21 protein-coding genes are annotated in these 24,410 nt (G+C 70.9%); 9 read left to right on the top strand and 12 right to left on the bottom strand.

The annotated features are described in order from the left end of the window. Positions 1 to 28: 28 nt before the first annotated feature. The 5 genes from ADK54_RS30965 to ADK54_RS30945 all read left to right on the top strand — a co-directional run bounded on the left by ADK54_RS30965 (position 29) and on the right by ADK54_RS30945 (position 4,286). Positions 29 to 904, top strand: a complete 876-nt coding sequence (locus ADK54_RS30965) for a sugar phosphate isomerase/epimerase family protein (protein ID WP_078966766.1) — start codon at positions 29 to 31, stop codon at positions 902 to 904. A 106-nt stretch (positions 905 to 1,010) separates the two neighbouring features. Further along, positions 1,011 to 2,249, top strand: a complete 1,239-nt coding sequence (locus ADK54_RS30960) for an MFS transporter (protein ID WP_053729082.1) — start codon at positions 1,011 to 1,013, stop codon at positions 2,247 to 2,249. A gap of 191 nt (positions 2,250 to 2,440) precedes the next feature. Further along, positions 2,441 to 3,067 carry a D-glycero-alpha-D-manno-heptose-1,7-bisphosphate 7-phosphatase gene (locus ADK54_RS30955; RefSeq protein ID WP_053729068.1) on the top strand — a complete coding sequence of 209 codons (627 nt, stop codon included), beginning with the start codon at positions 2,441 to 2,443 and terminating at the stop codon, positions 3,065 to 3,067. Positions 3,068 to 3,095: 28 nt separating this feature from the next. After that, complete coding sequence (locus tag ADK54_RS30950) at positions 3,096 to 3,980, top strand: sterol desaturase family protein (RefSeq protein WP_053729067.1); 885 nt, start codon at positions 3,096 to 3,098, stop codon at positions 3,978 to 3,980. A 24-nt stretch (positions 3,981 to 4,004) separates the two neighbouring features. Next, on the top strand, positions 4,005 to 4,286 hold the full coding sequence (locus ADK54_RS30945) for a helix-turn-helix domain-containing protein (protein ID WP_053729066.1): 282 nt from the start codon (positions 4,005 to 4,007) through the stop codon (positions 4,284 to 4,286). Between the two features lie 126 nt (positions 4,287 to 4,412). Here the strand turns inward: ADK54_RS30945 and ADK54_RS48930 are convergent, their stop codons facing one another. After that, the gene (locus ADK54_RS48930) at positions 4,413 to 4,817 is read right to left on the bottom strand and encodes a helix-turn-helix domain-containing protein (RefSeq protein ID WP_053729065.1); all 405 of its coding nucleotides are present in this window, start codon (positions 4,815 to 4,817) and stop codon (positions 4,413 to 4,415) included. A 187-nt stretch (positions 4,818 to 5,004) separates the two neighbouring features. Then, entirely contained in the window at positions 5,005 to 5,835 is an 831-nt protein-coding gene (locus ADK54_RS30935) for a helix-turn-helix transcriptional regulator (RefSeq protein ID WP_053729064.1), read from the bottom strand. A 239-nt stretch (positions 5,836 to 6,074) separates the two neighbouring features. On the opposite strand from ADK54_RS30935, the gene ADK54_RS46905 reads away from it, so the two are divergent. Then, a complete protein-coding gene (locus ADK54_RS46905; protein ID WP_199827066.1) occupies positions 6,075 to 6,488 on the top strand; it encodes a hypothetical protein in 414 nt (137 codons plus the stop codon). 72 nt (positions 6,489 to 6,560) lie between these two features. On the opposite strand, the gene ADK54_RS30925 is transcribed toward ADK54_RS46905, so the two are convergent. From ADK54_RS30925 to ADK54_RS30900, 6 genes are all read right to left on the bottom strand, one after another. After that, entirely contained in the window at positions 6,561 to 7,847 is a 1,287-nt protein-coding gene (locus tag ADK54_RS30925; protein ID WP_053729063.1) for a serine hydrolase domain-containing protein, read from the bottom strand. A 638-nt stretch (positions 7,848 to 8,485) separates the two neighbouring features. Beyond that, complete coding sequence (locus ADK54_RS30920; RefSeq protein ID WP_053729062.1) at positions 8,486 to 9,346, bottom strand: RNA polymerase sigma-70 factor; 861 nt, start codon at positions 9,344 to 9,346, stop codon at positions 8,486 to 8,488. Then, positions 9,343 to 9,915 (bottom strand): carboxymuconolactone decarboxylase family protein, encoded by a 573-nt coding sequence (locus ADK54_RS30915; RefSeq protein WP_053729061.1) that lies wholly within the window; start codon positions 9,913 to 9,915, stop codon positions 9,343 to 9,345. Before ADK54_RS30915 ends, ADK54_RS30920 begins: the two co-directional genes overlap by 4 nt. A 175-nt stretch (positions 9,916 to 10,090) precedes the next feature. After that, a complete protein-coding gene (locus ADK54_RS30910) occupies positions 10,091 to 10,756 on the bottom strand; it encodes a glycosyltransferase (RefSeq protein WP_107090660.1) in 666 nt (221 codons plus the stop codon). 623 nt (positions 10,757 to 11,379) lie between these two features. Next, positions 11,380 to 12,690, bottom strand: a complete 1,311-nt coding sequence (locus ADK54_RS30905; protein WP_053729060.1) for a lanthionine synthetase C family protein — start codon at positions 12,688 to 12,690, stop codon at positions 11,380 to 11,382. Beyond that, positions 12,687 to 15,833, bottom strand: coding sequence for a lantibiotic dehydratase (locus tag ADK54_RS30900; protein WP_159047950.1), 3,147 nt, complete (start codon positions 15,831 to 15,833; stop codon positions 12,687 to 12,689). The genes ADK54_RS30905 and ADK54_RS30900 overlap by 4 nt, the downstream gene beginning before the upstream one ends. 248 nt (positions 15,834 to 16,081) lie before the next feature. On the opposite strand from ADK54_RS30900, the gene ADK54_RS46370 reads away from it, so the two are divergent. Then, the gene (locus ADK54_RS46370; RefSeq protein ID WP_159047949.1) at positions 16,082 to 16,222 is read left to right on the top strand and encodes a hypothetical protein; all 141 of its coding nucleotides are present in this window, start codon (positions 16,082 to 16,084) and stop codon (positions 16,220 to 16,222) included. A gap of 519 nt (positions 16,223 to 16,741) precedes the next feature. Here the strand turns inward: ADK54_RS46370 and ADK54_RS30895 are convergent. Further along, positions 16,742 to 17,386: a dihydrofolate reductase family protein gene (locus tag ADK54_RS30895; RefSeq protein ID WP_053729058.1), complete on the bottom strand. Its 645-nt coding sequence runs from the start codon at positions 17,384 to 17,386 to the stop codon at positions 16,742 to 16,744. A gap of 187 nt (positions 17,387 to 17,573) precedes the next feature. Here ADK54_RS30895 and ADK54_RS30890 point away from each other — a divergent pair, with 187 nt between their 5' ends. Then, positions 17,574 to 17,942 carry a hypothetical protein gene (locus ADK54_RS30890; protein WP_063802086.1) on the top strand — a complete coding sequence of 123 codons (369 nt, stop codon included), beginning with the start codon at positions 17,574 to 17,576 and terminating at the stop codon, positions 17,940 to 17,942. A 528-nt stretch (positions 17,943 to 18,470) separates the two neighbouring features. Here ADK54_RS30890 and ADK54_RS30885 read toward each other — a convergent pair. Beyond that, complete coding sequence (locus tag ADK54_RS30885) at positions 18,471 to 19,691, bottom strand: metallophosphoesterase (protein WP_053729056.1); 1,221 nt, start codon at positions 19,689 to 19,691, stop codon at positions 18,471 to 18,473. A gap of 709 nt (positions 19,692 to 20,400) precedes the next feature. On the opposite strand from ADK54_RS30885, the gene ADK54_RS30880 reads away from it, so the two are divergent. Further along, entirely contained in the window at positions 20,401 to 21,369 is a 969-nt protein-coding gene (locus ADK54_RS30880; protein ID WP_078966763.1) for a serine hydrolase domain-containing protein, read from the top strand. Between the two features lie 10 nt (positions 21,370 to 21,379). Here ADK54_RS30880 and ADK54_RS30875 read toward each other — a convergent pair whose 3' ends face one another. Further along, a complete protein-coding gene (locus tag ADK54_RS30875) occupies positions 21,380 to 21,742 on the bottom strand; it encodes a hypothetical protein (protein ID WP_053729054.1) in 363 nt (120 codons plus the stop codon). 150 nt (positions 21,743 to 21,892) lie between these two features. Beyond that, the gene (locus ADK54_RS30870) at positions 21,893 to 23,878 is read right to left on the bottom strand and encodes an ATP-binding protein (RefSeq protein WP_053729053.1); all 1,986 of its coding nucleotides are present in this window, start codon (positions 23,876 to 23,878) and stop codon (positions 21,893 to 21,895) included. Positions 23,879 to 24,410 lie beyond the last annotated feature (532 nt).

Genomic DNA, 24,410 nt, shown 5'->3' with positions numbered 1-24,410 from the left:
CGAAGCAGCCAGATGAGAGGAAGTCCCCATGCGAGGAATGTCGATCGCGGTGTCCGGCACCGAGTTCACGGACACCGACGGCGTGGACGGCCTGATCGAAATGGCCAGGTCCGCTCAGTGCGACGCGGTGGAATTCTGGTATCCGAAGAACGCCGTGCGGGACGGTGTCGACGCCGCGCTCCGAAAACTCGACCGTGCCGGGCTGCGGATAGCGTGCGTGTCGACCCCCAGCCAGCTGTACGGCGCCGGCGAAGCGGACGGCGTCTCGCTTCTCCACGAGGCGATCGCGCTTGCGGCACGGACCGGCAGCGACCGGGTGAACACCTACTTCGGTCACGCGCCGCTGGTCGACGACCGGCGTGCGATCGCGGCATACGCCCGCGCGCTGGCGCCGGTCCTCGACCGTGCCGGGTCGGAGAACGTGGTGGTCGTGCTGGAGAACGAGTTCGACGCGTTCGGATGGGACCCGGTCGGGTCCGACATCAGCAGACGGCCGACAGCGTTGGCGGAGCTGTTCGCCCGGGTCGACTCGCCCTGGTTCGGCCTGAACTTCGATGCCGCGAACTTCCTCTGCGCGGCGGTCTCCCCGGCCCGCGACGCATTGCCCCTGCTCCTGCCGTGGGTGCGCTACGCCCACGTGAAGGACGTGTGCCGAGCGTCGGAGGAGACCCCGCACGACGGCTGGATCCGCTTTACCGATCACGGCAGGGCCTACGACACCGCGTCTCTCGGCACCGGGGAACTGGACTGGCCGGCGATGATCACAAGCCTGGCGACCGCGGGCTACGACGGGTACCTCACGCTCGAACCACACTGCGTGCCGTCGATTCTCCTGGCCGAGACGGCCGGGGCAGCCGCGTACCTGCGCGACGTGATCAAAGTTCACGCGCCGTCCCACCCATGACCGGAAGGGACCCTCGCGCCGCGGCTGAGCGGCAACCACGTGCGCCGAGCTACGAGGAGTACCCGCTGTGCTCAACCGCCAGCACCCCCGACCCGACGGAGGCGTCGTGACCACCACGGCCGCCGAGCCGTCACTGTGGCGCAACCGAGACTTCGTCACGCTCTGGAGCGGTCAGGTCGTCTCCACCCTCGGCGCCCGGATCAGCGCGACAGCGATGCCGCTGCTCGTCCTGGCCACGACCGGCTCGCCCGCCGACGCGGGCCTCGTCGGAGCCGCCGGTACTCTGCCCTTTCTCGTCGCCTACTTACCGGCCGGGCCGCTCGTGGACCGGTACAACCGCCACCGGATCCTGCTGACCAGCGAGATCCTGGCCGGTCTCGCTCTGTCCACCGTTCCGGTCGCCCTGTGGCTGGGGCTGCTGACGGTCGCTCAGCTCATCGTGGTCGCGTTCGTCCAAGGGCTGTGCTTCGTGTTCTTCAGCCTGGCGGAGACGGCCGCCCTGCCCAGGATCGTGCCGGCCGTCCTGCTGCCCGCGGCCGTGGCCCAGAACGAAGCCCGCAGCCGGGGCGCCGCCCTGGCCGGGGGACCGCTCGGCGGCCTGCTCTTCGGAATCGACCGCGCCCTGCCCTTCCTGGCCGATGCGATCTCCTACGCCGCCGCCTCCGTCGCGCTGCTGTTCCTCCGCAAGGACCTGCAGAGCAAGACGACCGCGCCGGCCGAGCCGCTGTGGCAGGCGACCCTGACAGGACTGCGCTGGATCTGGCGCCACCCGCTCATCCGCACGGCGGTCCTGCTGATCACCGCCACCAACCTGGTCTTCCAGGCGCTCGTGCTGACCGTCGTCGTCCTCGCCCAACGCCACGGTGCGACCCCCGGCGCCATCGGAACCATGCTCGGCATCTACTCCGGCGGCGGACTCGTCGGCGCTCTGGTGGCCACCAGAGCCCACCGTCACTTCACGCCCAAAATGGTCATCATCGGGGTCAACTGGATCTGGGCCGCGCTCCTGCCGCTCTTCCTGTTCACCACCGACCCCCTGCAGATCGGGGTGATCGGCGCGGCCACCTCGTTCATCGGACCCATGTGGAACGTAGTGATCTTCAGCTACACCGCACTCCTGGTCCCCAACGAGATCCTGGGCCGGGTCACCAGTGCCGCGATGACCCTCGCCTGGGGCGTCATGCCCGTCGGTTCGCTCGGCGCCGGACTGCTGCTGACCGCCGTGGGCCCCAACGGTGCCGTCGTCGCCCTCACCACCATCATGGTCGTCACGGCGGTCTGCGCGACCATCAGCCCGGCCGTTCGCCATGCCCCGCCACTGAGCGCACCCGAGGGAACGGCCTGAGGGCCTCTGTCCCCCTGGCCAGTTGCTCGTCCCGTACCCGTGTTCGTCCGTCCGGCCAAGGAATGACCCGTGATGACGCCAAGCCGCGAGCTCGTTCGCACATCAGCAACCGCCCTACCCGCAGTCTCCTTTCAGAGGACGGAGACCCAAGAGCCCGAACCCTTCCACGCCTTCGGCACCCGTGCAGCGGCATGACCACCCCGGCGCACACCGGAGCGCTTCGGCGGCCCGCGGTGTTCCTCGACCGCGACGGCACCCTCACCGAACCCCGGCACTACCCGTCCCGCCCCGAGGACCTGGTACTCCAGGCGGACATCGGGCCACCGCTGCGCGCGCTCCAGCGCTACGGTTTCGCCCTGATCGTGGTCACCAACCAGAGCGGACTGGCCCGCGGCCTGATCGACGAGGTCGCCATCGCACCGATGCACCGGCGGCTGCGGGAACTCCTGGCCCGCCACCGGGTCCAGCTGGACGGGATCTACCTGTGCCCGCACCATCCGGGCGGCACCGTGCCGCGGTTCTCCATCGCCTGTTCCTGTCGCAAGCCCGCCCCCGGAATGCTCCACCAGGCCGCCGGCGACCTCGGCTGTGACCTGTCCTCCTCGTGGATGGTCGGCGACTCCGTCTGTGACATCGAGGCCGGCCACGGCGCCGGAACCCGCACCGCCCTCGTCGGGCCACAGCCTCTCGCCGGTGTCGCACCGACCCTGTACCGGACCTCGACGGCCCAAGCACTCACCGCCATCGCGGGCTCCGAGATCCCCGGGCCTGCGGCAGCAATACCGGGCGCCCACCAGGCAACAGGCGTCAACTTCTGAATTGGAGGGCGGCCTATCATTCCTGTCCATGTCAAACCTCCCCGATGTCGTCATCTGGTCCATACCTGCCTTCGCGTTGCTCACCGTCGTCGAAATCATCCTCGTCCGGCTGCATCCCGACGAGGAGGACGCCGGATACGAAGCCAAGGACGCGGCGACCAGTGTCAGCATGGGGCTCGGCAGTCTCTTCTTCGGTTTCCTGTGGAAGTTCCAGGATGTCGCGATCTACGGCGTCGTCTACGAACTGACGCCGCTGCGCGTGCCGTTACTGTGGTGGACCCTTCCGCTTTTGCTGCTCGCGCAGGACTTCCTCTCCTACTGGTCCCACCGGAGCCACCACGTCATCCGGATCCTGTGGGCCTGCCATGTCGTCCACCACTCCAGCCGGAAGTTCAATCTGACCACCGCGCTGCGCCAACCCTGGATGACGTTCACCGTAGGGTTCTTCTTCCTGCCGATGGTCGCCGTCGGTGTGCACCCGGCGGTGCTGGCATTCTGCAACTCCCTGAACCTCGCCTATCAGTTCTGGGTGCACACCGAGCGCATCGACAAAATGCCCCGATGGTTTGAGTTCGTCTTCAATACGCCGTCGCACCACCGTGTGCACCACGCGTCCCAGGGCAGCTATCTGGACCGCAATTACGGCGGGGTCCTCATCATCTGGGACCGGCTTTTCGGATCGTTCGTCGCGGAGACCGAGCGGCCCGTTTACGGGCTGACCAAGAACATCCGGACGTACAACCCGCTGAAGGTCGCCTCGCACGAGTACATGGCCATCGCCAAGGACATCAAGCTGGCCCGCAGCTGGAGCGAGCGGGTCGGCCGGGTGTTCCGCGACCCCGGCTGGCAGCCGCAGAACGGGACGCCCGTCCCGGTCTCGGCGGCGCCCGTGGCCAAGGAACCCGCCAAGTGAGACCGTTGCGTCGAGCGCGGTGCCGTGCGCGCCGGCATCGCGGTGATGCGGGACCGCCTGGCCGATCCGCTGACGCTCACCGAACTCGCCGCGGGCGTGCACCACTTCATCCGGGTGCTCCGGGACGCCACCGGACAGACGCCGCACCGGTTTCTCACCCGGCTGCGCATCGAGCGCGCGCAACGGCTGCTCACCGAGACCGACCTCACCATCGGGCAGGTCGCCCAGCGGTGCGGCTTCGCCAACCCGGGCAGCCTCTCGACGACGTTCCCGGCGCACGGTGGTGGGACGAGCCTGCGGCCGTGACCGCGAACTGGCTCACCACTGCGGGAAACCAGGTCAGCCCGTCCGACAACGCGGTCCGCATCCAGAGCATGGCCAACAGCGGCTGGTGTCTGGGCAGTCGGGACGAGCGCGGCTCCCGTGGCAAGGTCACCCTCGCCGGGTGCGATGACGTCCCGGCTGAACGCCGGCTGCACGAACCGTCCAGGAGGTCGCGCACGCCGGGGCGCGGATCATCGCCGACCGGGGGGGAGCGGGAAGGAGCGTGGCGCTGTGCTGCCTCATCGCCAGGAGTGCGAGGTGCTGCTTCTCCTCGACGGACAGGTGCAACGCGTCAGCCAGCGCCGTCAGCACCGCACCGGACGGGTTGGTGTCCCGGCCCTGCTCCAGGCGTTCGAGATACTCGACGCTCAGCCCGGCGAGCGTGGCCAGCTCCCCGCGGCGCAGCCCCGGAGTGCGCCGCCGGCCATGAGAGGCCAGGCCCACCTGCTCCGGCTTGAGCCGCTCCCGGCGTGAACGCAGAAACGCGGCCAAACTGCTTTCGTCGGTCGTCATGCGAGCCGAATCCCCTGAAATCGGGCCCGCCGAAAGCTGGGGAGCCCCACAGTGCGGCGGACTGCCTTCAGGTCAACGGAGCGCTTCGGCATCAGCCGGGTCTCCATCGAGCAACTGCGGGCCGCAGGAAACAGCCGTGCTCACGTGATAGCACCACCAGGTACGTCTGATGCGGTACATGTCTCTGCTACGGGCTGGGGGTCAGGTCCTGGAGGCCGATGACCCGGAGCAGTTCGAGCCGTTCGTAGGTCTGGGTGCCCGGGCGTGCCGAGTGCACTACGAGACGCTGGCCGTGGTCGTCGGAGAGGAGTCCTTCGCAGTCGAGGTCGAGGGCTCCGACCACGGGGTGCAGGATGCGCTTGGGTGAGGGGCGGTGTGCCACGACGTTGTGTGACTGCCAGAGTTCCTCGAACTCCCTTGATGTCGCGCGGAGTTGGGACACCAGGGCGGCCGGGCCGGGGTCGTCGGGGCGGGCGGCGGTGACCGCGCGCAGGTTCGCGACGAAGGCGCTGCCGTGCGCCTGGTGGTCCTCGGGCGGGGTCAGGGACCGCGTGTCGGGAGCCGTGAACCAGCGGTGGATCACGTTCGCTCCTGTGTAGTCGCCGCTCAGGGCCACCGACATGGTGTTCTGCGCGAGGACCTCGCCCCAGTCGCTCAGCACCGCCGCCGGGAGGTCGTGCAGCCGGTCCAGGATCAGCAGCAGTCCAGGGCGGATGTGGTCCAAGGAGCCGCCGGGCCGGGGCGGTTCCTGGCCCGCGAGGTGGAACAGGTGGTCGCGTTCGACGTCGGTGAGGCGCAGGGCTCGGGCGAGGGCGGTGAGCATCTGCCGCGAGGGGTGGGAGCCGCGGCGCTGTTCCAGGCGTGTGTAGTAGTCGGTGGACATTCCGGTGAGCTGGGCGACTTCCTCGCGGCGCAGGCCCGGGGTGCGGCGCCGGGGTCCCGCGCGCAGGCCCACGTCGCAGGGGGACAGGCGGGTGCGGGCGCGGCGCAGGAAGTCGGCGAGTTCGGCTCGGTCCATGCCTCCAGGGTCCTCCGCACCCGCACGCGCATCCAGTCCGTATCCAGGGAGCGCCGGTCCCTGGATAACCGCGTCCCTTTTCCCGCTCCCGCCGCTCCCGCAGGCTTAGGTCATGTCCAGGACGACGAGGAGACGGCTGTGCCGACAGGCGACTCCGTCGACATCCTGGCCGCCCGAACCGGCGATCCGCCTTCGCGAACTCGTATCGCCGTCATCCACGAATGCGAGGACTCACCATCATGAAGCACGCTCTGCGTACCACGCTGGCCGGCGCCGTAGCAGCCGCGGCCCTCGCCGTGGCCGTCTCCCCGGCCGTCGCCTCCAACTCCCAGGCCGACCAGCCGACGAAGGTGCCGTGCTTTGACACGCTCGCCCCCAGGGGGCCGGCCGACCCGGCCCGGATCGGCGCCGGCGCGTACAACCAGGCCCGGAGCATCCTGGCCGTGGCCGGCAGCCAGACCGCGGCCAAGTCCCATCCCGCCCACGGCGTCACCTCCGTACCGGTCCGGTACGGCACCAGCCTCCTGGCCTGTGCACGCGACGAATTCCGGCACAACGACCGCAACGCCCCCAGGAAGCAGTCGGGCATGACGCCCTACCACTACATCGCCATCCACGACGCAGCGCGAACGATGGGCATCACCCGCTGGTGACTTCCCGGCCGCGCACCGGCCGCCGGCACCGCATCGTCCCGGCCCGCCCGGCTCCGGGGGCGTATCGCTGGGTCAGCCGGCCGGCGAAGTCGTCGGCGGGGTGGGCTTGTTGAGCATCGCGCATACCGCGGTGTTCACCAGTGCCTGGTGCGCGGCGGCGGCCTTCGGCGGGGCGATGCCGAAGATGGTGGAGGTGAGCACGGAGACGCTGCGTCGGCCGGTGGTGTCGGTGTAGGTCTCGCTGGAGTACCCGGCGGCCTGCCCGTCGTGGCCCCACACGGTGCCGCACGGGAAGACGACTCTGCGCAGGCCGAGTCCGTAACCGTTGCCGTCCGGCGCCTCGGGGTCCTCGGGCACGGTGGTGCGCATCTGGTCCAACTGGGCCCGGGGCAGCAGCTTCCCGGACATGAGGGCAGCGTCGAAGCGGGCCCAGTCGGCGGCGGTGGACACCACCGCGCCCGCCGCCCACAGTGTGCTCGTGTTGTTCCACGTGGTGTCGACGTGCTCACCGCGAGGGGTGCCCGCGAACGCGGTGCCGGGCGGGGTGCCCGGAGGCAGGTACGGGGCGAGGTGAGCGGCGTCGGGTTCGTAACCGCGGGTGAGTCGAGCGTCCCGGTGCTCCCCGACGGCCAGGTAGGTGTGCGTGAGGCCCAGGGGCTGGGCGATCCGCTGCTCGATCAGTACGGCCAGGCTCTGCCCGGTGACCTTTTCGAGGACGAGGCCGAGAGCGATGTAGTTGGTGTTGCTGTACGAGAACCGCGCACCCGGCGCGAACAGCGGAGGGTTTCCGACTCCTGCGGCGAGCAGTTCGCGCGGGGTCCACTGGCGGGTGTCCTGGCCGACGAATGCCGCCAGGACAGCCGGGTCGTCGAGGTAGTTGAACAATCCGCTGGTGTGGTTGAGGAGCATCTTCAGGGTGATCGCCGACCCGTCGGGGACCAGGCCGGGCAGCCATTTGTCCAACGGGTCGCTCAGCGCGAGGCGGTGTTCGGCGACCAGTTGCAGGACCAGCGTGGCGACCATCGTCTTGGAGTTGGACCCCATGCGGAACGCGCTCGTCGCCGCGATCTTGTCGTTGGCCCTGGTCCAAGGCGCCTGCCGGGCGAGCGCGACCGGGTGCCCGCGTCCGTCGTCGACCCGAATGATCACGCCTGGCGCGCCGGTGTCCACGGCCCGCTGGACCGCCTCGGCCAGGCGAGTTCTGGCGGTCGCCTCCGCGTGGCCGCGGGCCGTCGGCTCGGGGTTGATGGCCGCGGCGGCCGTCGCGCCGGCTGCCGTCGACGCGACGAGGACGGCGGCCAGTGCCAAGGCCAACGCCACCGGACGGCGGCGACGCCGCTGCGGTACGTACTCGGTCATTGCGGTTGGCCTCTCCCTGTGGTGCTCAGCTGGACAAGTGCCAGTGTTCTCGCGCCCGCAGGAAAGGCCACGGGTGCAGGGCACCCTCTCAAGGGGAGGTAACCCCCCTGTTTGCACGGGGGTTGGCTGCGGCGCGGCGAAGCGGGGCTGGGCGTCGACGGTGGGCGCGTACGTCGCGAGCACCGCTGTCTCACCGGTGACCACCGCCACCGGCAGGGCCAGAGCCGGCATGCGCAGCGAGGCAGGTTCGGCCGCGCGGGCCTCGGCAGGGGTGACGCGAGGCAGGTCGTAGGCGACCGGGGCAGCGGTCAGCCCCCAGGCCGGCGTTCCGATGCCCGGTGTCGATGCGAACGGCGGCCCCATCGGCTCGAAGGTGACGACCGTGGCGACCAGACCGGGGCGCCGGTCGGCCACCAGCCAGCCGCCCGGGCCGGACGCCGAACAGCAACTCGCAGCATCCACATGCCAGTTGAGGTTTGGAGGCGTACGTTGCCTGCCCCGGGCAGGGCGTCCGGTCAGCTCCGATCGCCTCGGGATAGGCCCGTGACTTCTCCTTGCGGCCAGTGATGGTCCTCCACTGAAGCCGCCGCGGCGCGGGTGTTCCGGGTGCGTCGTGCCCGGAACACCCGCGCCTCGGTCTACCTGGTGAGGTCGGCGGGTTTGTCGAGTCGCGTCAGCTTCTCCGGGTTCGATGTCGCATAGATCCGGGTGATGCATCCGTTCTCGACCACGAGGCTGACCGCGGCCTGCCCGCTGTCGGATTCGATCCGGATCGCCAGGGCGCCGTTGAGCCACACCGCCGTGGTCTCGAAGGCGGCCCGGTCGGTGCCGGCGAGCATCGTCGCCACGAGGCCGGCCCCGTGGATGGGGACCAGTGCGGCGCCGGCAAGCCCGCCGCCGTCAGCGATGAAGACCACGTCCGGCGCCATGATCTCCATCAGGTCCTGGATGCGCCCGGTGTGCAGCGCGGTGACGAACCGGGCCACCACGGCGTTGTGCTCCGACCGGCTCACGCTGACGCGTGACTGCCGAGCGGCGATGTGGTTCCGGGCCCGCCGGGCGATCTGCCGAACCGCGGCGGGGGTCTTGCCCACGGCCTCGGCGACCTCGTCGTACGGGACGTCGAAGACCTCGCGGAGCACGAACACGGCCCGCTCCGTGGGGCCGAGCGTTTCCAGGACGGTCAGCATCGCGATGGAGACGCTTTCCGAGAGTTCGACGTCGTCGGCGACGTCGGGGTGGGTCAGCAGGGGTTCCGGCAGCCACTCGCCCACATAGTCCTCGCGGCGGCGGGAGAGTGTGCGTATGCGGTTGAGTGCCTGCCGGGTGACGGCCCGGACGAGGTACGCCCGCGGCTCGTGGACCTGTGACCGGTCGACGTCGGCCCACCTCAGCCAGGTCTCCTGCAGTACGTCCTCCGCGTCGGCCGCGGAGCCGAGCATCTCGTAGGCGACGGTGAACAGCAGGCTGCGGTGGGCGACGAACGGCTCCACGGTCATGCCGTGGAGCCGTTCGTCGCCGGGCGGTCGGCCAGCGGGATCTCGCAGGCGTCGGAGAAGCCCTGCGAGGTGACCCCGTTCGCCACGTTGGCCCTGGTCGCCAGGTTGACGTAGGCGATGAACGAGGTGAGCTCCACCATGGCCGGCAGCCCGAGCCGCTCAAGCAGGGCGGCGTACTGCTCGTCGGTGACGGTCGGCGGGGTGTTGGTCATCGCCTCGGCGTACCCCATGACGTCGCGCTCCAGCGCAGTGAACACGTCAGCCTCCCGCCACCGCGGCACCTGGCTCGCCTTGGTCAGGTCCAGGTTCTCGTTCTGCGCCTGGAAATAGCCGACGTCCAGGCACCAACTGCAGCCGACCAGCGACGCGACGGCCATGTGCGCGAACGACTTCAGGCCCGGGTCGACCGCGTCCCACGCGCCCACCTTGGCTCCGAACTCCAGGTTGTCCTGGGTCACTCGGGGGCTGTGCCACAGCACCTCGACGTTCTCGGGCACGACGCCCAACTGCTTGATCATGTTCTCCTTGAGCTCGGCGGGGAGCTCGGCCTTCGGTAGGCGCAGCGTCATGCTGTCTCTCCTTTCCATGCGCCCCTGGTGGGGCTGTTCGGCATGAAGACACCGCCCGGTCCACGCATGTGACAACCACCGCCGCCCCGGCGTGCACCGTGGCCCGTCCACGTGCGCGCGTCCTTCTCCCTTGGGCACAGTGCTCCATGCGTTGCTGCTCTTCGCGTTCTCGGTCTCATCCGTCGCACGCGATGCCGATGCGGGCCAGTACCGCGGCGGCGCCGTCCTCCGTGGCGATGCGGCGCGCGAGTTCGACCGCTCGCTGCCGGTGGGCCGGATCGGCCACGCACGCTGTGATCGCCTCGGCGAGGGCTTCGGCGGTGAGCTCGTGGAACGGCAGCGGCCGCGGGGCGACTCCGAGCCGGTGCAGCCGGGCCGCCCAGAACGGCTGGTCGGCCATCACGGGTACGGGCACGGCGGGCACCCCGGCGCGCAGTCCGGCCGCGGTGGTGCCCGCCCCGGCGTGGTGCACGACGGCGGCCGTGCGAGCGAACAGCCAGTCGTGCGGGAGGTCACCGATCGGCAGGACGTCATCGCCGACCGCGCTCAGGCCGGCCCACCCCGCCTGCACCACCGCGCGCACACCCGCCCCAGCCACTGCCGCCGCCACCAGCTCGCCCAGGCGTGCCCCCTGGCCCGGTGCCATGCTGCCGAACCCGATGAACACCGGGGGCGGACCGGCCTGGAGGAAGTCGACAAGCTCGGCCGGGGGCCGCCAACCTCGCGGCTGGGCAGGCCACCAGTACCCCGTCACCTCGACCTCGGACGGCCAGTCCGCCGGGCGCGGCACCACCAACGGACTGAAGCCGTGGAAGACCGGCCGGATCCTTTCTGCCTCCATCGGCCCCACGGCGGCGGGCAGCCCGAGCCGGGTGCGCAGCCGCGTCAGGACCTCTTCCTGGAGCGTTCCGGCCCGCGCCAGCAGCGCCCGGCCCGCAGCGAGGTTGCCGTCCGGCCCCAGGTCGTCGGCGCCCGGCCCGCCGGGCAGCGGGAATTCGCTCGTGGCAAAGGCCGGCGCGAGACATCAGCGGCCACGACGACACCCCGGCGTTCCGTGCACACCTCCGCACCCAGTTCCGCCACGCAGCGCACCACGGCTCGTTCCCGCTGCGCTACTGGCGACACGCCCTCGCCGTCACCGGCGAAACCCCGCCTCGATCCACCGCCACCGGCCAGGGGCACCTCGCCGCTTCCCTCGCCACCCTGCACCAGCAAGTCGTCGGCCTCCCGCTGGCCGCGGAGCAAGGCCAGGAGCGGGCTGTGCCGGTCGATGATTCGGTGGGCAGCCGCCGGCGAGACGATGAACAGCGGCGTTAGCCGGCGCATCGGCGTCTCCCTCGGCACGGTACGGCGCTCGATGGCGGCCCTGATGGAGCGGCTCGTTGCCCGGAGCCGCTTCGAGGCGGGGTTGCGCGCCACGCAGCGCGGCTGGTGCACGCGGGGACCGGCCTATGCGTCACCGCGTCAGCACAGCAACAGGGCTGCCTCCCAAGGCAGTTCGCCGCGCGGCGCGTCCGGAGTCGTCGTGAAGTGCAGGGCGAGCGCCGCGCCCGCCGCGCCGTCGAGGAAGCCGGGCCGGTGCACGACGCCGGAGCCCCCGGGCCCGGGTTCGACCGCGGCCCAGAGGAACGGATGGGCCGGATCGGCGGCAGATGTCAGACGCTCCGTCAACTCCGCTACGTGCACGGTCAGTTCGGCGCCTCCGGGCTCTCGGGCCATCAGGGACACGATCGTGGCGAACCCCGCCAGGCCGTGACACAGCGTGGGATCGCCGAAGGCGGGGACTCCTCCCGGCCGGCAGGCCGCGGCGACCGCGCCGATCGCCTCGCGGTTCCATTCGGGCTCCTTCAGCGCAAGCGCGGCCAGCTGGAGGGCGCGGGCCACCCCGGGCGTGCCGTAGCACCAGCCCGTGCGGGCCTCGGCCAGCTCGGGCCGGCCACCGGCGGCGGCAGTGGACTCGGCCGCCATCGGCACCACGTTGGGCCAGCCCGCCCCGTCCGGGCTGCGCCGGGCAAGGAGCCACTCGGCGATGGTGCGGATGGCCTGCTCCTGGCCCGGTACCCGCACGCCCGCGCGGTGGGCGAGGGACAGCAGCGCGAGCGGACCCGGGATGCCGTGGGCGAGCCCGACGTTGAAGTGCCCGCCGGGGATTCCGGCCGGCTCGCTGTACAGGATCGGATCACCGGTCCACCAGCCCGGCACCCGCCCGCCGTCCGGGGCGGTCACGGGCCGGGTGAGTGCGACGAGGTGAGCCAGGACCAGTTCGGTGGTGCCCCGGTGTTCGGGCCCCGCCGCCAGCAGCAGGCGGCCGAGGCCGGAGAGGCCCGCCACCACGTCGTACCCGGCCATCGAGGCTCCCGCCGTCCCCGCCGCGACCCGGGGTGCGTCCTCCTCGACGAGCTTGCGCGCCAACAGGGCTGTCTGGGCGTCCAGTTGGGACAGCAGGCCGCCGTACTCGCCGGGGCGCGTGACGGCGGTGCGGGCCGCGAAGGCGACCGCGGGCAGCCCCGCGTACAGCCCCTCCCGCAGAGGCCTGCGTGCCCCGGTGACCGCCGCCGACAGATGGGCGTGCGCGACCTTGGCGTACCCGGGCTCGCCGTGGGCCAGCGCCGCGAAGAGCAGCCCCACGCCGGCATGGCCGTCCGCGAGGGACTGGGCGTGCCACAGGGAGCGGGTCCTGGCCAGCTCGGGGGTTTCGGCGGCGGCCACCCGCGCGGCCAGCGACGCCGGATCGGCCAGGCGCTCGGCCAGCTCCACGACGAGGTTCTCGGTCATGCGCCGGCCCTTTCCCGGTCGAGGTGCGCCTGGACCGCGCCACGGGCCACGGCCAGCGTCCGCGCCTCGGCCGTACGGTCCGTGCCCAGGCGCCGGTTGCAGTGCATGTGGACGAGCGAGGCCAGCACGCCGTCGGGGGAGACGCTCAGCGCGCCCCGCTCCTCCTGTGCACGCACCAGCCGCCCGAAGCGCTCCGGCGCCGCGTGGTACGGCTGCGCCACCGGATCAGGCAGGCCGTCCGGGGCGATCCGGGCGAGGGCCGCCCGCCTGCGTGCGGCGAACGCCTTGTGGTGCTCCTCCCGCTTGGGGTACGTCCCGGTGAGCCAGCCCCGCCAGTCGCCGCCGTAACCGCGCTGGAACGCCCGCACCAGTTCGGTCACGTCGTAGGCGGTGGACAGGATCGGGTCGTCCGCGGGAGCCCCGAGCCGCTCCAGTACGAGGCGGCTGTCCGCGTGGAATACCTCTTCGGCGGCTTCGAGCAGCGCCGGACCGCCGTAGCGTTCGGTCTCGGGCGCGTAGCTGTCCAGACGCAGCCCGCGGGCGAGCCCCTCGGCGGCCAACTGTCCGGCCAGATCATGCAGTTGGGGCAGGACGACGCCGTTGAGCAGCGCCGGGTCGCCGTGCAGCCGCAGCCGCAGGTGCGGGTCGGGATCCGCGTACCGCAGGAAGAACCAGCGATCGACGCCCTCCTGCCCGCCCGGCTCGGAACCCGGCCCGGTCAGGAAGCGGAGCAGCGGCCCGGTCAGGAGTTCGTCCTGGCGTTCCGCCGAGGTGTAGAGCGTCGCGTAGAGCCACGGGCCGCCGGGCGGGATCTCGCCGGTGCCGCGGCGCACGGTCGCGCGGGTGGTACGCACGGGGGCCGCGGTCGGCTCCGGCCGCAGCGGCGTCAGCGTCACCACCGCCTCCACCTCGTGGGCGCCACCGGGCCCGTGCAGCCAGCCCCCGTCGGCAAGGTGGCCGAGGGGCAGCTCGTGGACGAGGGCCGAACCCGTCCGCTCGCTCTGGCGGCGCAGGATCTCCCGATGCGCCGGAACGGCGAGGTTGATCGGGATGCGGTGGTCGCCGACGGAGAGCTGGACGTGGTCGGGCACCTGCCAGAGCGTGCGCCAGGCGTCGAGCGGCGGACCGTCCGCGTCGAGCCGCCAGCGAGCCGGGCTCAGGACGGTGCGACCGGTGCGCACGGCGGGCAGGAACGGCAGGTCCTCCGCGGCCCCCCAATCCCACAGCCGCCACTGCTTGCGGCCGAACGCGGCGGCTTCGACGAGGAAGCGCACCGCGTTGGGTGCGGTCAGCTCCCGGTTGAGCACGTGGAGCGCCGACGGAGTGAGCTCCTGCCCCAGCTCCGTGGACACGATCCGGAATCCCTCGGAGTCGGCGCTGACGGCGATGGAGTCGAGCGTGAGGTCGGTGACGCCGGGTGCGGCGGGGCCGGGGTGCGCTCCGACCACCAGACGCGTGTCCAGCCAGGTCGGTACCTGGGCGACGTTGGCGTGCCGGTGGTGCGACGCCTGATGGTGGACCTGCACGGGCAACCGCCCGGTGGACTCGCGCGCGGCACGCACCGTCCGCCGGATCGCCTCGGCCTGCGCGGGCGGGAAGAGGTGGGCGAACCGCCCCATCAGGCCGCCCGACGCGGTGGCCGCACCGACGAGCACCAGGGTGAAGTCGCCCCGGTCCACCGCACCGGCCGACTCCGCGGCCACCGACACGACGAGTTCGAGGGCCGGAGGCCGCACGACGTCGGCCGTCTCGTCCCGGTCGGCCGACTCGAACCGGAGCAGTAATTCCTCGTCTAGGACGACCTCGCGCGCCCCGCGCGCCTGCGCCTCGGCCGCGAGCCTCAGCAACAACCGCTGCCGCTCGGGCCCCAGGGGCGCGGGGCCCGCGTCGGGGCGGTGACTCGGGGGCAGCCGGTAGCCGGCCGGGGCGCCGAGGCCGACGTCGGGGTCGAGGACCTCCTTGACGGGCACGAGGCGTCCGAGCCCGTACCGCTCCACGAAATCCTGGTGGTATGCCGTCAGCCGGCCCGGCCCCGGGGGCGAGAGGCGCCACAGGGCGGCGCCCGCACGCTCCAGTTCCTCGGCCACCGCGTGCGACAGCACGGCGGTGCCCTCCAGGCGCAGGTCCACTTGAACGGCGTCCGCCGAGACGGCCGGGCGGCCCGCGGCCGGGCCAAGGCCCGAGGCCGCGTCCGTGCCCGGCACCGGCTCGGGGCCCGAAGCCGCGCGCTCAAGTGCCGTGCGCCAGGCGGCACTTCCCTCGCCGAGTGGGGTGCGGCGGTAGTGGTCCAGGGCTACGCGCAGTTCGGCGACCCACTCGGCGGCGCGAGTGCCGGGCGGGAGCAGCGCCTCGACGTGTGCCAGCGGATCGGGAGCGTCCAGCGGCGGACGCAGCTCCGTCAGCAGTACCTCCGCCCCGATCAGCTGGGCGACAAGGCTGGCCACGGCACCATCGGGTGCGCCGGGGAACCGGGCTTCGACCGCCCGGATCAGGTCGTCACAGCGGACGGGGCGAGCGGCGGCCTCGACCACGGCGCGTACGACCGGAGTGTGGCGGAGCGTCCGGGACGTGGGCCGGTCTCCTGGCGCGCCGCCGGAACCGGAACCGGAAGCGGCCGCGTCCGGACCCGGTGCGGCCGGGGCGAACGGCAGGACCAGACGCCCGCCGCGCACGAAGCACAATCCGTTCACCACCACGCTCAGTCCCCGGTGCACCGCGGGGTCGCGCTCCCACTGGGCGACCAGCCGGGCCAGCCGCCCGGCGTCGGGCCGCACCGCCCGGTGCCCCCCACCGGTGAGCTCCCCCTTGGTGGCCGCGCCGAACGAGCCCCACAACACCCCCGCGAGCAGACCGAAGGGGGTGGGCCGTGACGCGGCCCGGAGCAGATATCGGGTCACGGCCCGATGGGCCTTGCGCAGATCGGAAGCGGCTACGGGGGAGCCCGAGAGGACGGCGTCCACCGTACGGGCGAGTGAGGGACTGGAGACGTCCAGCGCCTCGCGGAAACGCGCGTCGGCGAGCAACTCCACGAGGTGGGCCCGGAGTTCGCCGACCTCCGGGCCGGTCCCGTCAGGTCGCTCACGCGCCGCGTCCCACCAGGTGGCGCGCACGCTGGAGCGGGCCAGGAGCGGCGTCCTCAGCAACACTCCGTCCGCGCAGCGAAACACCGGTTCCACGCCATGGCCACGCCGCATCTCCGACACGCCCCCCAACTTGATGCCCCGTGAAACGGACTGGGTAATTCCCGGCTTCTTCCTCGGGAATACCTCGCCACACTAACCCCGCCCATCCCTTTCCGTAACCCCTTGACTGTGTCCACCGCCGCTGCCTAGATTCCGTTTCTGTCGCCGAAATGGCGGCGATTCGACAGGTTCCAGAGGAAGGAATTCCCATGTCCGAAAACATGACGGACCTCTTCGACATCGACCTCACCGAGACCGCCATCCAGGACGTCGAGTCGGAGGGTGTCGCAGGTGCCATTTCCGGCGAGGGCACCTGTTTCCGCACGTGCACGACCTGCGCCCTCTGCTGACGCAGGCCGCCTGAAGCCGGTTCCGGCGGCGCGCCGCGCAGCCGGAACCGGCCTTGCCGGGCTGGCGAATTTTCGAGGTACTGCCGCACCCCCGCCCCGCCCCGAGGTTCCGGCCGCCGACCGGTGATGCCGTGGCGAGGGCAACAGAAATTGCCCTTTCGGGCACAGGGCGATGGCGCGGCCGGGCACAACCTCCCAGGCTTCCACCTCACCGTTGACGCGGAGGAATCCATCGGTGAGGCTCTTTGGTGCAGCGATCGCGAAAGGGTGTGCCGTTGCAGAGAAATTGAGGGCGCGGATTGCTCGGCCGAATGCGTACGAGCGCATCGCGTATCGCGTACTGCGCTTGCGTAATTCTGCCCGCATTTCGGCAGCCCGGAGTTTTCGGTGTTCCCGGTCGCCCGTATCTGCGTATCCGCGTATCCGAGAGCTGGCCGTCCGCGCGGACACGGTGATCGAGGGCGAGCCGGAGTCGCCGACAGACCGAGCCGCCGGCCGCTGCCCGGCCTGAACCCCGGGTTACCTCCTCCAGAACAAGTGGTGCCGCACGCCGCTGGGGCTCGGTACGACCTCCAGGTGGAACCGGTCGAGGAGGTCGTCGGGTGAGTCCCAGAGCCGTAGTCCGGACCCGAGCTCGAACGGCGAGACGGCCACGTGCAGGGTGTCGACGAGCCCGGCGTCGAGGAACTGGCGGATCGTGGTGACCCCGCCGCCGAGTCGTACGTCCTTGCCCTGCGCCGCGTCCCGCGCCTCCTTCAGGACCGCGGCAGGCTCGGCATCGGTGAAGTGGAACGTGGTGTCGGAGAGCGTGAACGACGGACGCAGGTGGTGCGTCATCACGAACACAGGCGTGCGGAACGGCGGCTCCTGCCCCCACCAGCCCTGCCACTCGTGGTCCTGCCACGGGCCGCGCTGGGGCCCGAACTTGTTGCGCCCCATGATCTCGGCGCCGATGTTGTGGGCGAAGTCCCGCGTGAAGTAGTCGTCGAGGCCGCGGCTCCCGCCGGGATCCGTGCGCATGGGCCAGCTCGCGGTGGCTCCGGCCCAGGAGAACAGCCTCTCGGGGTGCACAAGGCCGAACGGCAGCTCAAGACTCTGGTGCTCACCGGCACCGATGCCGTCGCTCGACACGTTGAAGTTCATGACTCTCAGCAGTTGAACCATGGGATCTCCTGTCAGGTCCTGTCGCGCCATTGTGCGGCGAGGTGCCGCTCACCATCACGTCGAACGGGGCGTGGCGAAATCGACAGCCGCCCGGAACTTTCTTGAGGTGGCGTCCATGGGCGCCGGTACGGGCTGCCGGGAGGGGGGGCGGCCGGCCCTGTCCTCCGGGCCGATAGCGTCGCTCCTCATGAGCACGACACCCCGGACGACGGATCCCTCCCAGGCGGCCTGGCTGCCAGGCAACAGACCGGCCCGGGTGAGCGTCTACGCCGCCGTTGGCAGCGTCATCTACGCCAGCGGCTCCGTCATGGGCGGGTGGCTGGCGGTGACCTACTCTGCCGCGATCCTCAGCCTCCTGGTCGTGTGCGCGCTCGTCGCGATCGTCTCGGGCCACATGGGCCGGTGGCGCGCCAAGCGGCGGGGGCTCGACGGCCGTTGGATCTCCCTGCTGGCCATCCTGGTGGGCTGGCTGTGCATCCTGTACGCCGTGGTCGTCAATCTCATCGTGGTGGGACTGATCGCGGGGCTGGCCGTGCTGGTCGGCCCCAGCAACTGATGATCGTTCAACCGCCCGTGCACTACGTGGTTGTGCAGCCGCACATCCACTCCTCCACTCACGAGACTGATCCCTGATCTGCCCAAGGGCGCGGGCTGGCACCGGCAGATACCGCGTCGGCTCGCCCCCCTCGGGTTACTTGAGAAGGAAAGCACCGGTGCGGCGCTCTTCCCGCTGGACGGGCACAGGCTTGATCTCGATCTCACGCATGCTGGACATCCCCTTCGACGCCTTGTTCGCATGCGGCTCAAACGCGCGCATCACTTCCCGGGAGGCGAGGAGACAGTGCAACGGACCGTCGGTGGACCGCAATTGCCCGAAAATCGCCGCCCATTCAACGATCTTGGCTGGAAGGCGCTACGGAGACGTGCTCACGTAGCCACGTCGCCTACGTGCCCGCCCTCAGGCCGACCGGCCCGCCAGGCGGAACGATGAGCCGCCGGGGGTTTCACATGGCCCATCGGACAGGCCGTAGGTGCGGCGGACCCAGAGGAACCGCTCCATGCGGAACAGCCGACACGCCCGGCGCTATGGCGTGGGGGGCTGCTGTGGGGAGCGGAGTGTGAGCAGGGTGATCTCGCTGGGGGCGAAGATGCGGAAGGGCGGGCCCCAGAAGCCGGTGCCGCGGCTGGTGTAGAGGAGGGTGTGGGTGCCGTGGCGGGTGAGGCCGGCGAGGGTGGGTTGGTCGATGCGGACGAGGTGGTGGAAGGGCCAGATCTGGCCGCCGTGGGTGTGGCCGGAGAGTTGGAGGTCGATGCCGCTCGCTGCGGCCCGGTCGACGAACTTGGGCTGGTGGGCCAGGAGCAGCACGGGCAGGTCGGCGTCGGCGCCGTGCAGGGCTGCGGGGAGGTGGGCGCGGTGGCCGGGTAGGCCGGAGGACTCGGCGGTGACGTCGTCCACGCCGGCGACCACGAGGGTGTCGCCGCCGCGTTCGAGCAGCAGATGACGGTTGCGCAGCGGCTCCCAGCCCAGCTCGTCCATCAGGTCGACCCAGCCCTGGGCCTCGCCGTAGTACTCGTGGTTTCCGGTGACGTAGACCCGGGCCCGGGTGGCCTGCACGGTGGCGAGCGGGGCGGCCTGGGCGCGGCGGCGTTCGGCCGTACCGTCCGCGATGTCGCCGGTGTGGCAGACCAGGTCGGCCTCCAGCGTGTTGACCGTTTCGCAGACCCGCTCCGACCAGCGGGCGCGGTCGAGCGGGCCGTAGTGGGTGTCGGTGATGAGGACGACGCGCGTGCCGTCCAACCCGGCTCCCAGGCGCGGGAGTTGTACGTCGAGCCGGCGCACTCGGGGTACCCGGCGGGCCTCGGAGTACCCCCAGGCGAGCAGCACGGCGGCTGTGCCGAGGACCGCCCACGTGACGATCCGGGCCCGGTTCTGGCCGTCGCCGACGCCGGCCACGGTCAGGGCGAGCCGCAGCAGGACGCCGAGCAGGACGGACCAGGTGAACAGCACCCAGCCGGCTCCAAGGAGGGTGTCCCCGACGATCGCCGCCCAGTCCTGCTGGCGTCGGCCGTGGCCGCGCATCATCGCGAGCGGCATGGCGATCAGACAGAGGAGGGACAGGGTCGTGCCGCCCAGCGCCACGGGGAGCGGCCAGTGCTGACCGCCGTGCAGCAGCACCCAGCAGGGCACGGTCCACAGCAGGACGGGGGCGATCAGGGGGAGGTAGCGCATCAGGCGGCGCAGCCGGCTCGGCTGAGTCGCGTGCTCTGCACTGTCGGCGGATCGGGTTTCGCTGGTATCGGTCACGCTTCCCCTCCTCAAATCGACCAGGTCGCCGTCGCGCGCACTGTAGCCGGTCGTCCCGGAGGACATCTTGCCGGTCGTTGATGACCATTTCGTCGGCAACGTGGGCGACGGGGCGACCGGCCAGGACCCGATCGATCAGGAGTCATCGGCCGTGCACAGTCAGTCGCGGAGTGTCATGCCATAACCCCGCGCATAGGGGCTGTGGGACAGCACAGGCGATGCAGAACCCCCACTGGCTCGCCTCCATCTGGCGGGGCTCCGCGATGTGAGGGGGGCCTGGTCCGTTGGCTGACCGGGAGGACGAGAGGGGGCGTGCGGGACTGTGGAGTTGGTGTGAGTGAGGCTCCCGCGCCGCAGCGAGCCCGGCCCGTCCTCGTAAGGGCGGAAGGCTCTTGGTGGTAAACGATCGCTGCGCCCCGATCATGCACGTGACCGGCTAGATGCCTCAACAAGGCGTCATGGCATAGGGGTTGCCCGGCTTCCCGCGCGGAACGGTTCCATTGTCGGCTGCCCAAACGCGACGTAGCTTCTTGCTGGTCAAACCAGGATCCCAGCGTCCGATTGGAGGAGTCGTATGGGTACTTCACACTTCCCCACCGATGCCGACGAGCACATGGCCCCTCGCCCCACAGGTCCGCGAGGTGATCGAGCACGCTGTCCGCGAGGGCGTGCCCGGCATGGTTGCTCGGACCCGTGACGGTGACCGGGCCTGCTGCACGGCAACGGGCACGACGGCGGCGGTGTCACCGTCCGGCACCTGATCCGCCAGACCAGCGGCGTCTTCCCCTACGGCATGGACCCCGCCAGGATGGAACGCTTCTTCAACCCCACCTTCCTCACCGGCCGCTTCGACCGGCTCACACCGCGGGAGCTGGTGCGGATCGCGGTTGGTCACCCGGCCCTGTTCCCGCCAGGCGAGGGCTGGGCCTACAGCAACACCAACTACGTCCTCGCCGCGATGATCGCCGAGCAGGCGGGCGGGCTGCCGTTCGCCGAGCTGTTGACAGCGCAGGTCACCCGCCCGCTCCAGCTGGCCGGCACCTACATGCCCGGCGACGAGACGGAGATCCAGGGCACCCACCCCCGGCACTATTCCAAGAACGCTGCCGACAGCGACCTCGCCGCCCCCGTGCACGATGTGACCGAACAGAACGCCGGGCACAACTCGGTCGCCTGGGGCGCAGGCGGGATCGTCTCCACCTGCGACGACCTCGACCGCTTCCTCACCGCCCTCCTCCACGGCGAACTACTGCCGCCCCGCCAACAACACGAGATGTTCACCACCACTCCGGTACCGCCGCACGTCTGGATCGACGGAGCCCACTACGGCGCCTGTATCTGCTCCATGCCCCTGCCCAACGGCCGAACCGCCTGGGGCGTCGACGGCATGATCCAGGGCTCCTTCACCTTCGCCATGGGCGACCGCGACGGGAGTCTCATGCGACAGCCCTCTTTCTGGTGGGCCCCGCTCCCGTTACGGGCCTCACACCCCCTTCGGGCAGCGGGTCGCAAAGGCCGGGGCCAGACGATTCGGCTTCCCATACCTAGGGCGGAGCGGTGCGGGATGTACCCCCAGACCGCTCCCTACGCGCCGTGCCAGCAGGCCGTGACGGGGTGCCGACCGACCTTCCAACTGCGTGCGCGGGCCTGGACCATACGGGGCTGGTGTGGAGCATGAGCGGGTCGGGTCAGCCCTGTGCCTTGATGTGGTCGATGACGGTGGTGAGGGCTTCGGTGGGTGAGAAGTCCACGTATTCGCAGTCCTCAAGTGCCACGGGGGCGTGCCCGGGCGGCCAGTAGAAGGCCTGGCCCGCTTCGTAGATGTCCTCCCCGTCCTTCGTCACCATCTTCAGCCGCCCTTTGAGCATGTAGCCCCAGTGAGGGCAGGCGCAGAGGCCGTCGGGCAGACCGGTCAGGGCCGGTCTCATATCGGCGCCCTGCGGAAACCGGACGAAGGCCACGGACAGGTCTTCTCCGATCGCTTGCGTACGGAACTCGACGCCTCCGCCTTCGATCACGACCGGTGTGTCATCCCGCGTCGTCGCCGTCATGGCCGTCTCCGTTCGCTGGGCTACGGGGAGTGTCCCTCCTCCAGGCTGGCCCCGGCGGCCGGATCGCGCCACGTCGGCGCGGTGGGTCGGTCCGCGCGGCGGTCGGCCCAGGGACGGGCTTGTTCGAGCTGGGCTGCGAGGCAGTGGTTCTCACTGGCGGCTGTCGCTCCATGTGTTCAGACGGGTGCGGACCGCTTCGGCGTCGCGGTGTTGGAGGTCGTCGAGAATGGCGAGGCTCGCCGTCCACGAGCGGCGGGCCGCCTGGGTGTCGCCGAGCGCGAGTTGGGTGTCGCCGATGTGGGTGTGGATCTCGGCTTGGAGGAAGTAGTCGCCGATCGACTGACGCAGCCGCAGGGACTCTTGGTAGGCGGGGAGCGCATCCTGGTACTCGCCCAGTTCATGATGGATGAAGCCGATGCTGTCCAGGGTGGACGACTGGGCAGGCAGGTTTTTGCAGGTGCGGGACAGTTCCAGCGCCCGGAGGCAGTACGGGAGCGCTTCGCGGGGTTCACCGCGCAGGGCCAGGTACCAGCCGATGCTGTTGAGCGCGGTGGCTTGTCCGGTGGGGTCGTCGACAGCCTCGAACAGCCCCAGCGCCGAGCGTGCCTCGGTGATGGCCTTGGCGTAGGCGCGTTCCTCACCGTAGGTGATGGCGATGTCGATCTGGGTCCTGCCCTGACGCGTACGGTCGCCGACCTGGGCGAAGAGGTCGAAGGCGCGACGCAGTCGGACGTGGGCTTCGGGCTGGCGGCCCTGGGAGCGGTGTACCTGGCCGAGCCAGCGGTGGGCATGGGCCTGCCGACCGAGATCCCCGGTGCGCTCGGCGGCGGCCAGCGCGATCTCGCTGACCTGCTGCCACTGCTGCCACCGCCCCGACTTGAGCAAGTACGACACCTGCGTCCCGGCGAGCTGCCAGGCGTGATCGGCGAACCCGTCCTGCAGAGCCCGGGCGGCTGTCTGGGCGAGCACCGTCTGCTCGTCCCGGTACCACACCAGGGACTGTTGACGGTCCGTCAGATCCAGGGGCGTCACGCCGGGGGCCCGTTCCCCGAGGTCCAGCGGGGGCCACGAGGCTTCGTCCGCGTAGGCGAGGGAACCGGCTCGGTGCGAGGAGTGGAGATAGTGGTCGTACATCCGGCGCGCCGACTCCGTCCGCGCATCGGTGGAGTCGTACGCGTCGACCAGCTCGACCGCGTACGCGCGCAGCAGATCGTGGAGGCTGTACCGCTCACCTCCCTGCGTGATGACCAGGTGGGCGCGGTGGAGTTCGTCCAGCAGGCTCCGGGTCGGTGACAGTGGCAGACCGGCCAGGCTCGCCGCGGCGGCGGCGCTGAGATCCGGCCCAGGGTGCAGGCCGAGCAGCCGGAACAGCCGGGCGCCTTCCGGAGTCAGGGCGCGGTAGGACCAGGAGAGTACGGCCCGGACATCGGCGTAGCCGTCGCCGACCGCGAGCAGGTCCAGCCGGGCGCGGGTGTCGCGCAGTTCGTCGGCCCAGATCCTCAGCGGGGTGTCGGGGTGGGCGGCAGCGCGTGCGGCCGCGATGTTCAAGGCGAGCGGCAGCCGGGCGCACAGTTCGATCAGTTCGTAGGCGGCGTCCGCGTGGCCGAGAACGGACTCGCGGCCAAGCCGACGGCAGAGCAGCTCGTGCGCCTCCTCGCGGGAGAGCACGTCGAGTGGCAGCGGAACCGCGCCGTCCAGGGCGATCAGGCCGGAGAGCCGGTTCCTGCTGGTGACGAGTACCAGGCAGCGGTCCGAACCCGGCAGCAGCGGGCGGACCTGCTCCACCTCGCGGGCGTTGTCCAGAACGATCAGCGTGCGAGTGTCGGCCAGTCGGCTGCGGTAGACCGCGAGTTGTCCCTCCGGGTCGGCCGGAATGCGGTGAGCCGGCACGCCGAGCGCGTCCAGGAAACCGCGCGCAACGCTTGCTGCGTCGACCGGGTCGGCCGCGGGGTCGAAGCCGCGCAGGTTGGCGAAGAGCTGGCCGTCGGGGAAGCGGTGGGCCACTCGGTGCGCGAAGTGCAGGGCCAATGAGGTCTTGCCCACTCCGGCGGTACCGGCGATCGCCGAGATGACGACGGCACCACACCTTGTCTGACGGTCTGCCAACAGCTCGTCGAGAAGCTTGAGTTCACGCATTCGGCCGGTGAAATGACGTATGCCGGAAGGCAGTTGCCGTGGCACATCCGCTGCTTGGATGGTGCGGCCCGGTGCGGTTGCCGATGGCACCGACCGCACCGCATCGCGGGCCTGAGCGATGTGTTGCCACCGTGCCCGCCATCGGGTCTCTTCCTCCGGCATCACACCGCACGCACGGACCAGGGCGAGACACACCTCCAGGCGCGGGAGCTCACGGCGACGCGGACTGAGCGCGTCCGACAACGTGCTGCGCGCGACGCCACTGCGCCGCTGCAGTTCCTGCAGGGACGGCTGGCCCGCCCGCACCTTCAGCGCCCGCAGCTCGCGAATGTAGTCGGCGACGCTCTCCGCCGTCTCTCCCGGACTTGGGCGTAACTGTTGCTCCATCTTTGCGGCTTCCCCCTGTGAGCCCTGCTGCCCAGCCGGGCAACCGGATCCGTCCGGACCTGACCGGGAACATTGTCATGCGAGTGCCGACATCTGCAGACTCAATCGCGGACGAAGTGACCAACCGACGGAGAGCTTTTGCCAG

Origin of the sequence: Streptomyces sp. WM6378 (assembly GCF_001279695.1) — a bacterium.
GTDB lineage: Bacteria > Actinomycetota > Actinomycetes > Streptomycetales > Streptomycetaceae > Streptomyces.
Note: the sequence above shows the minus strand (reverse complement) of the source record. Positions and strands in the feature narration are given on the sequence as shown.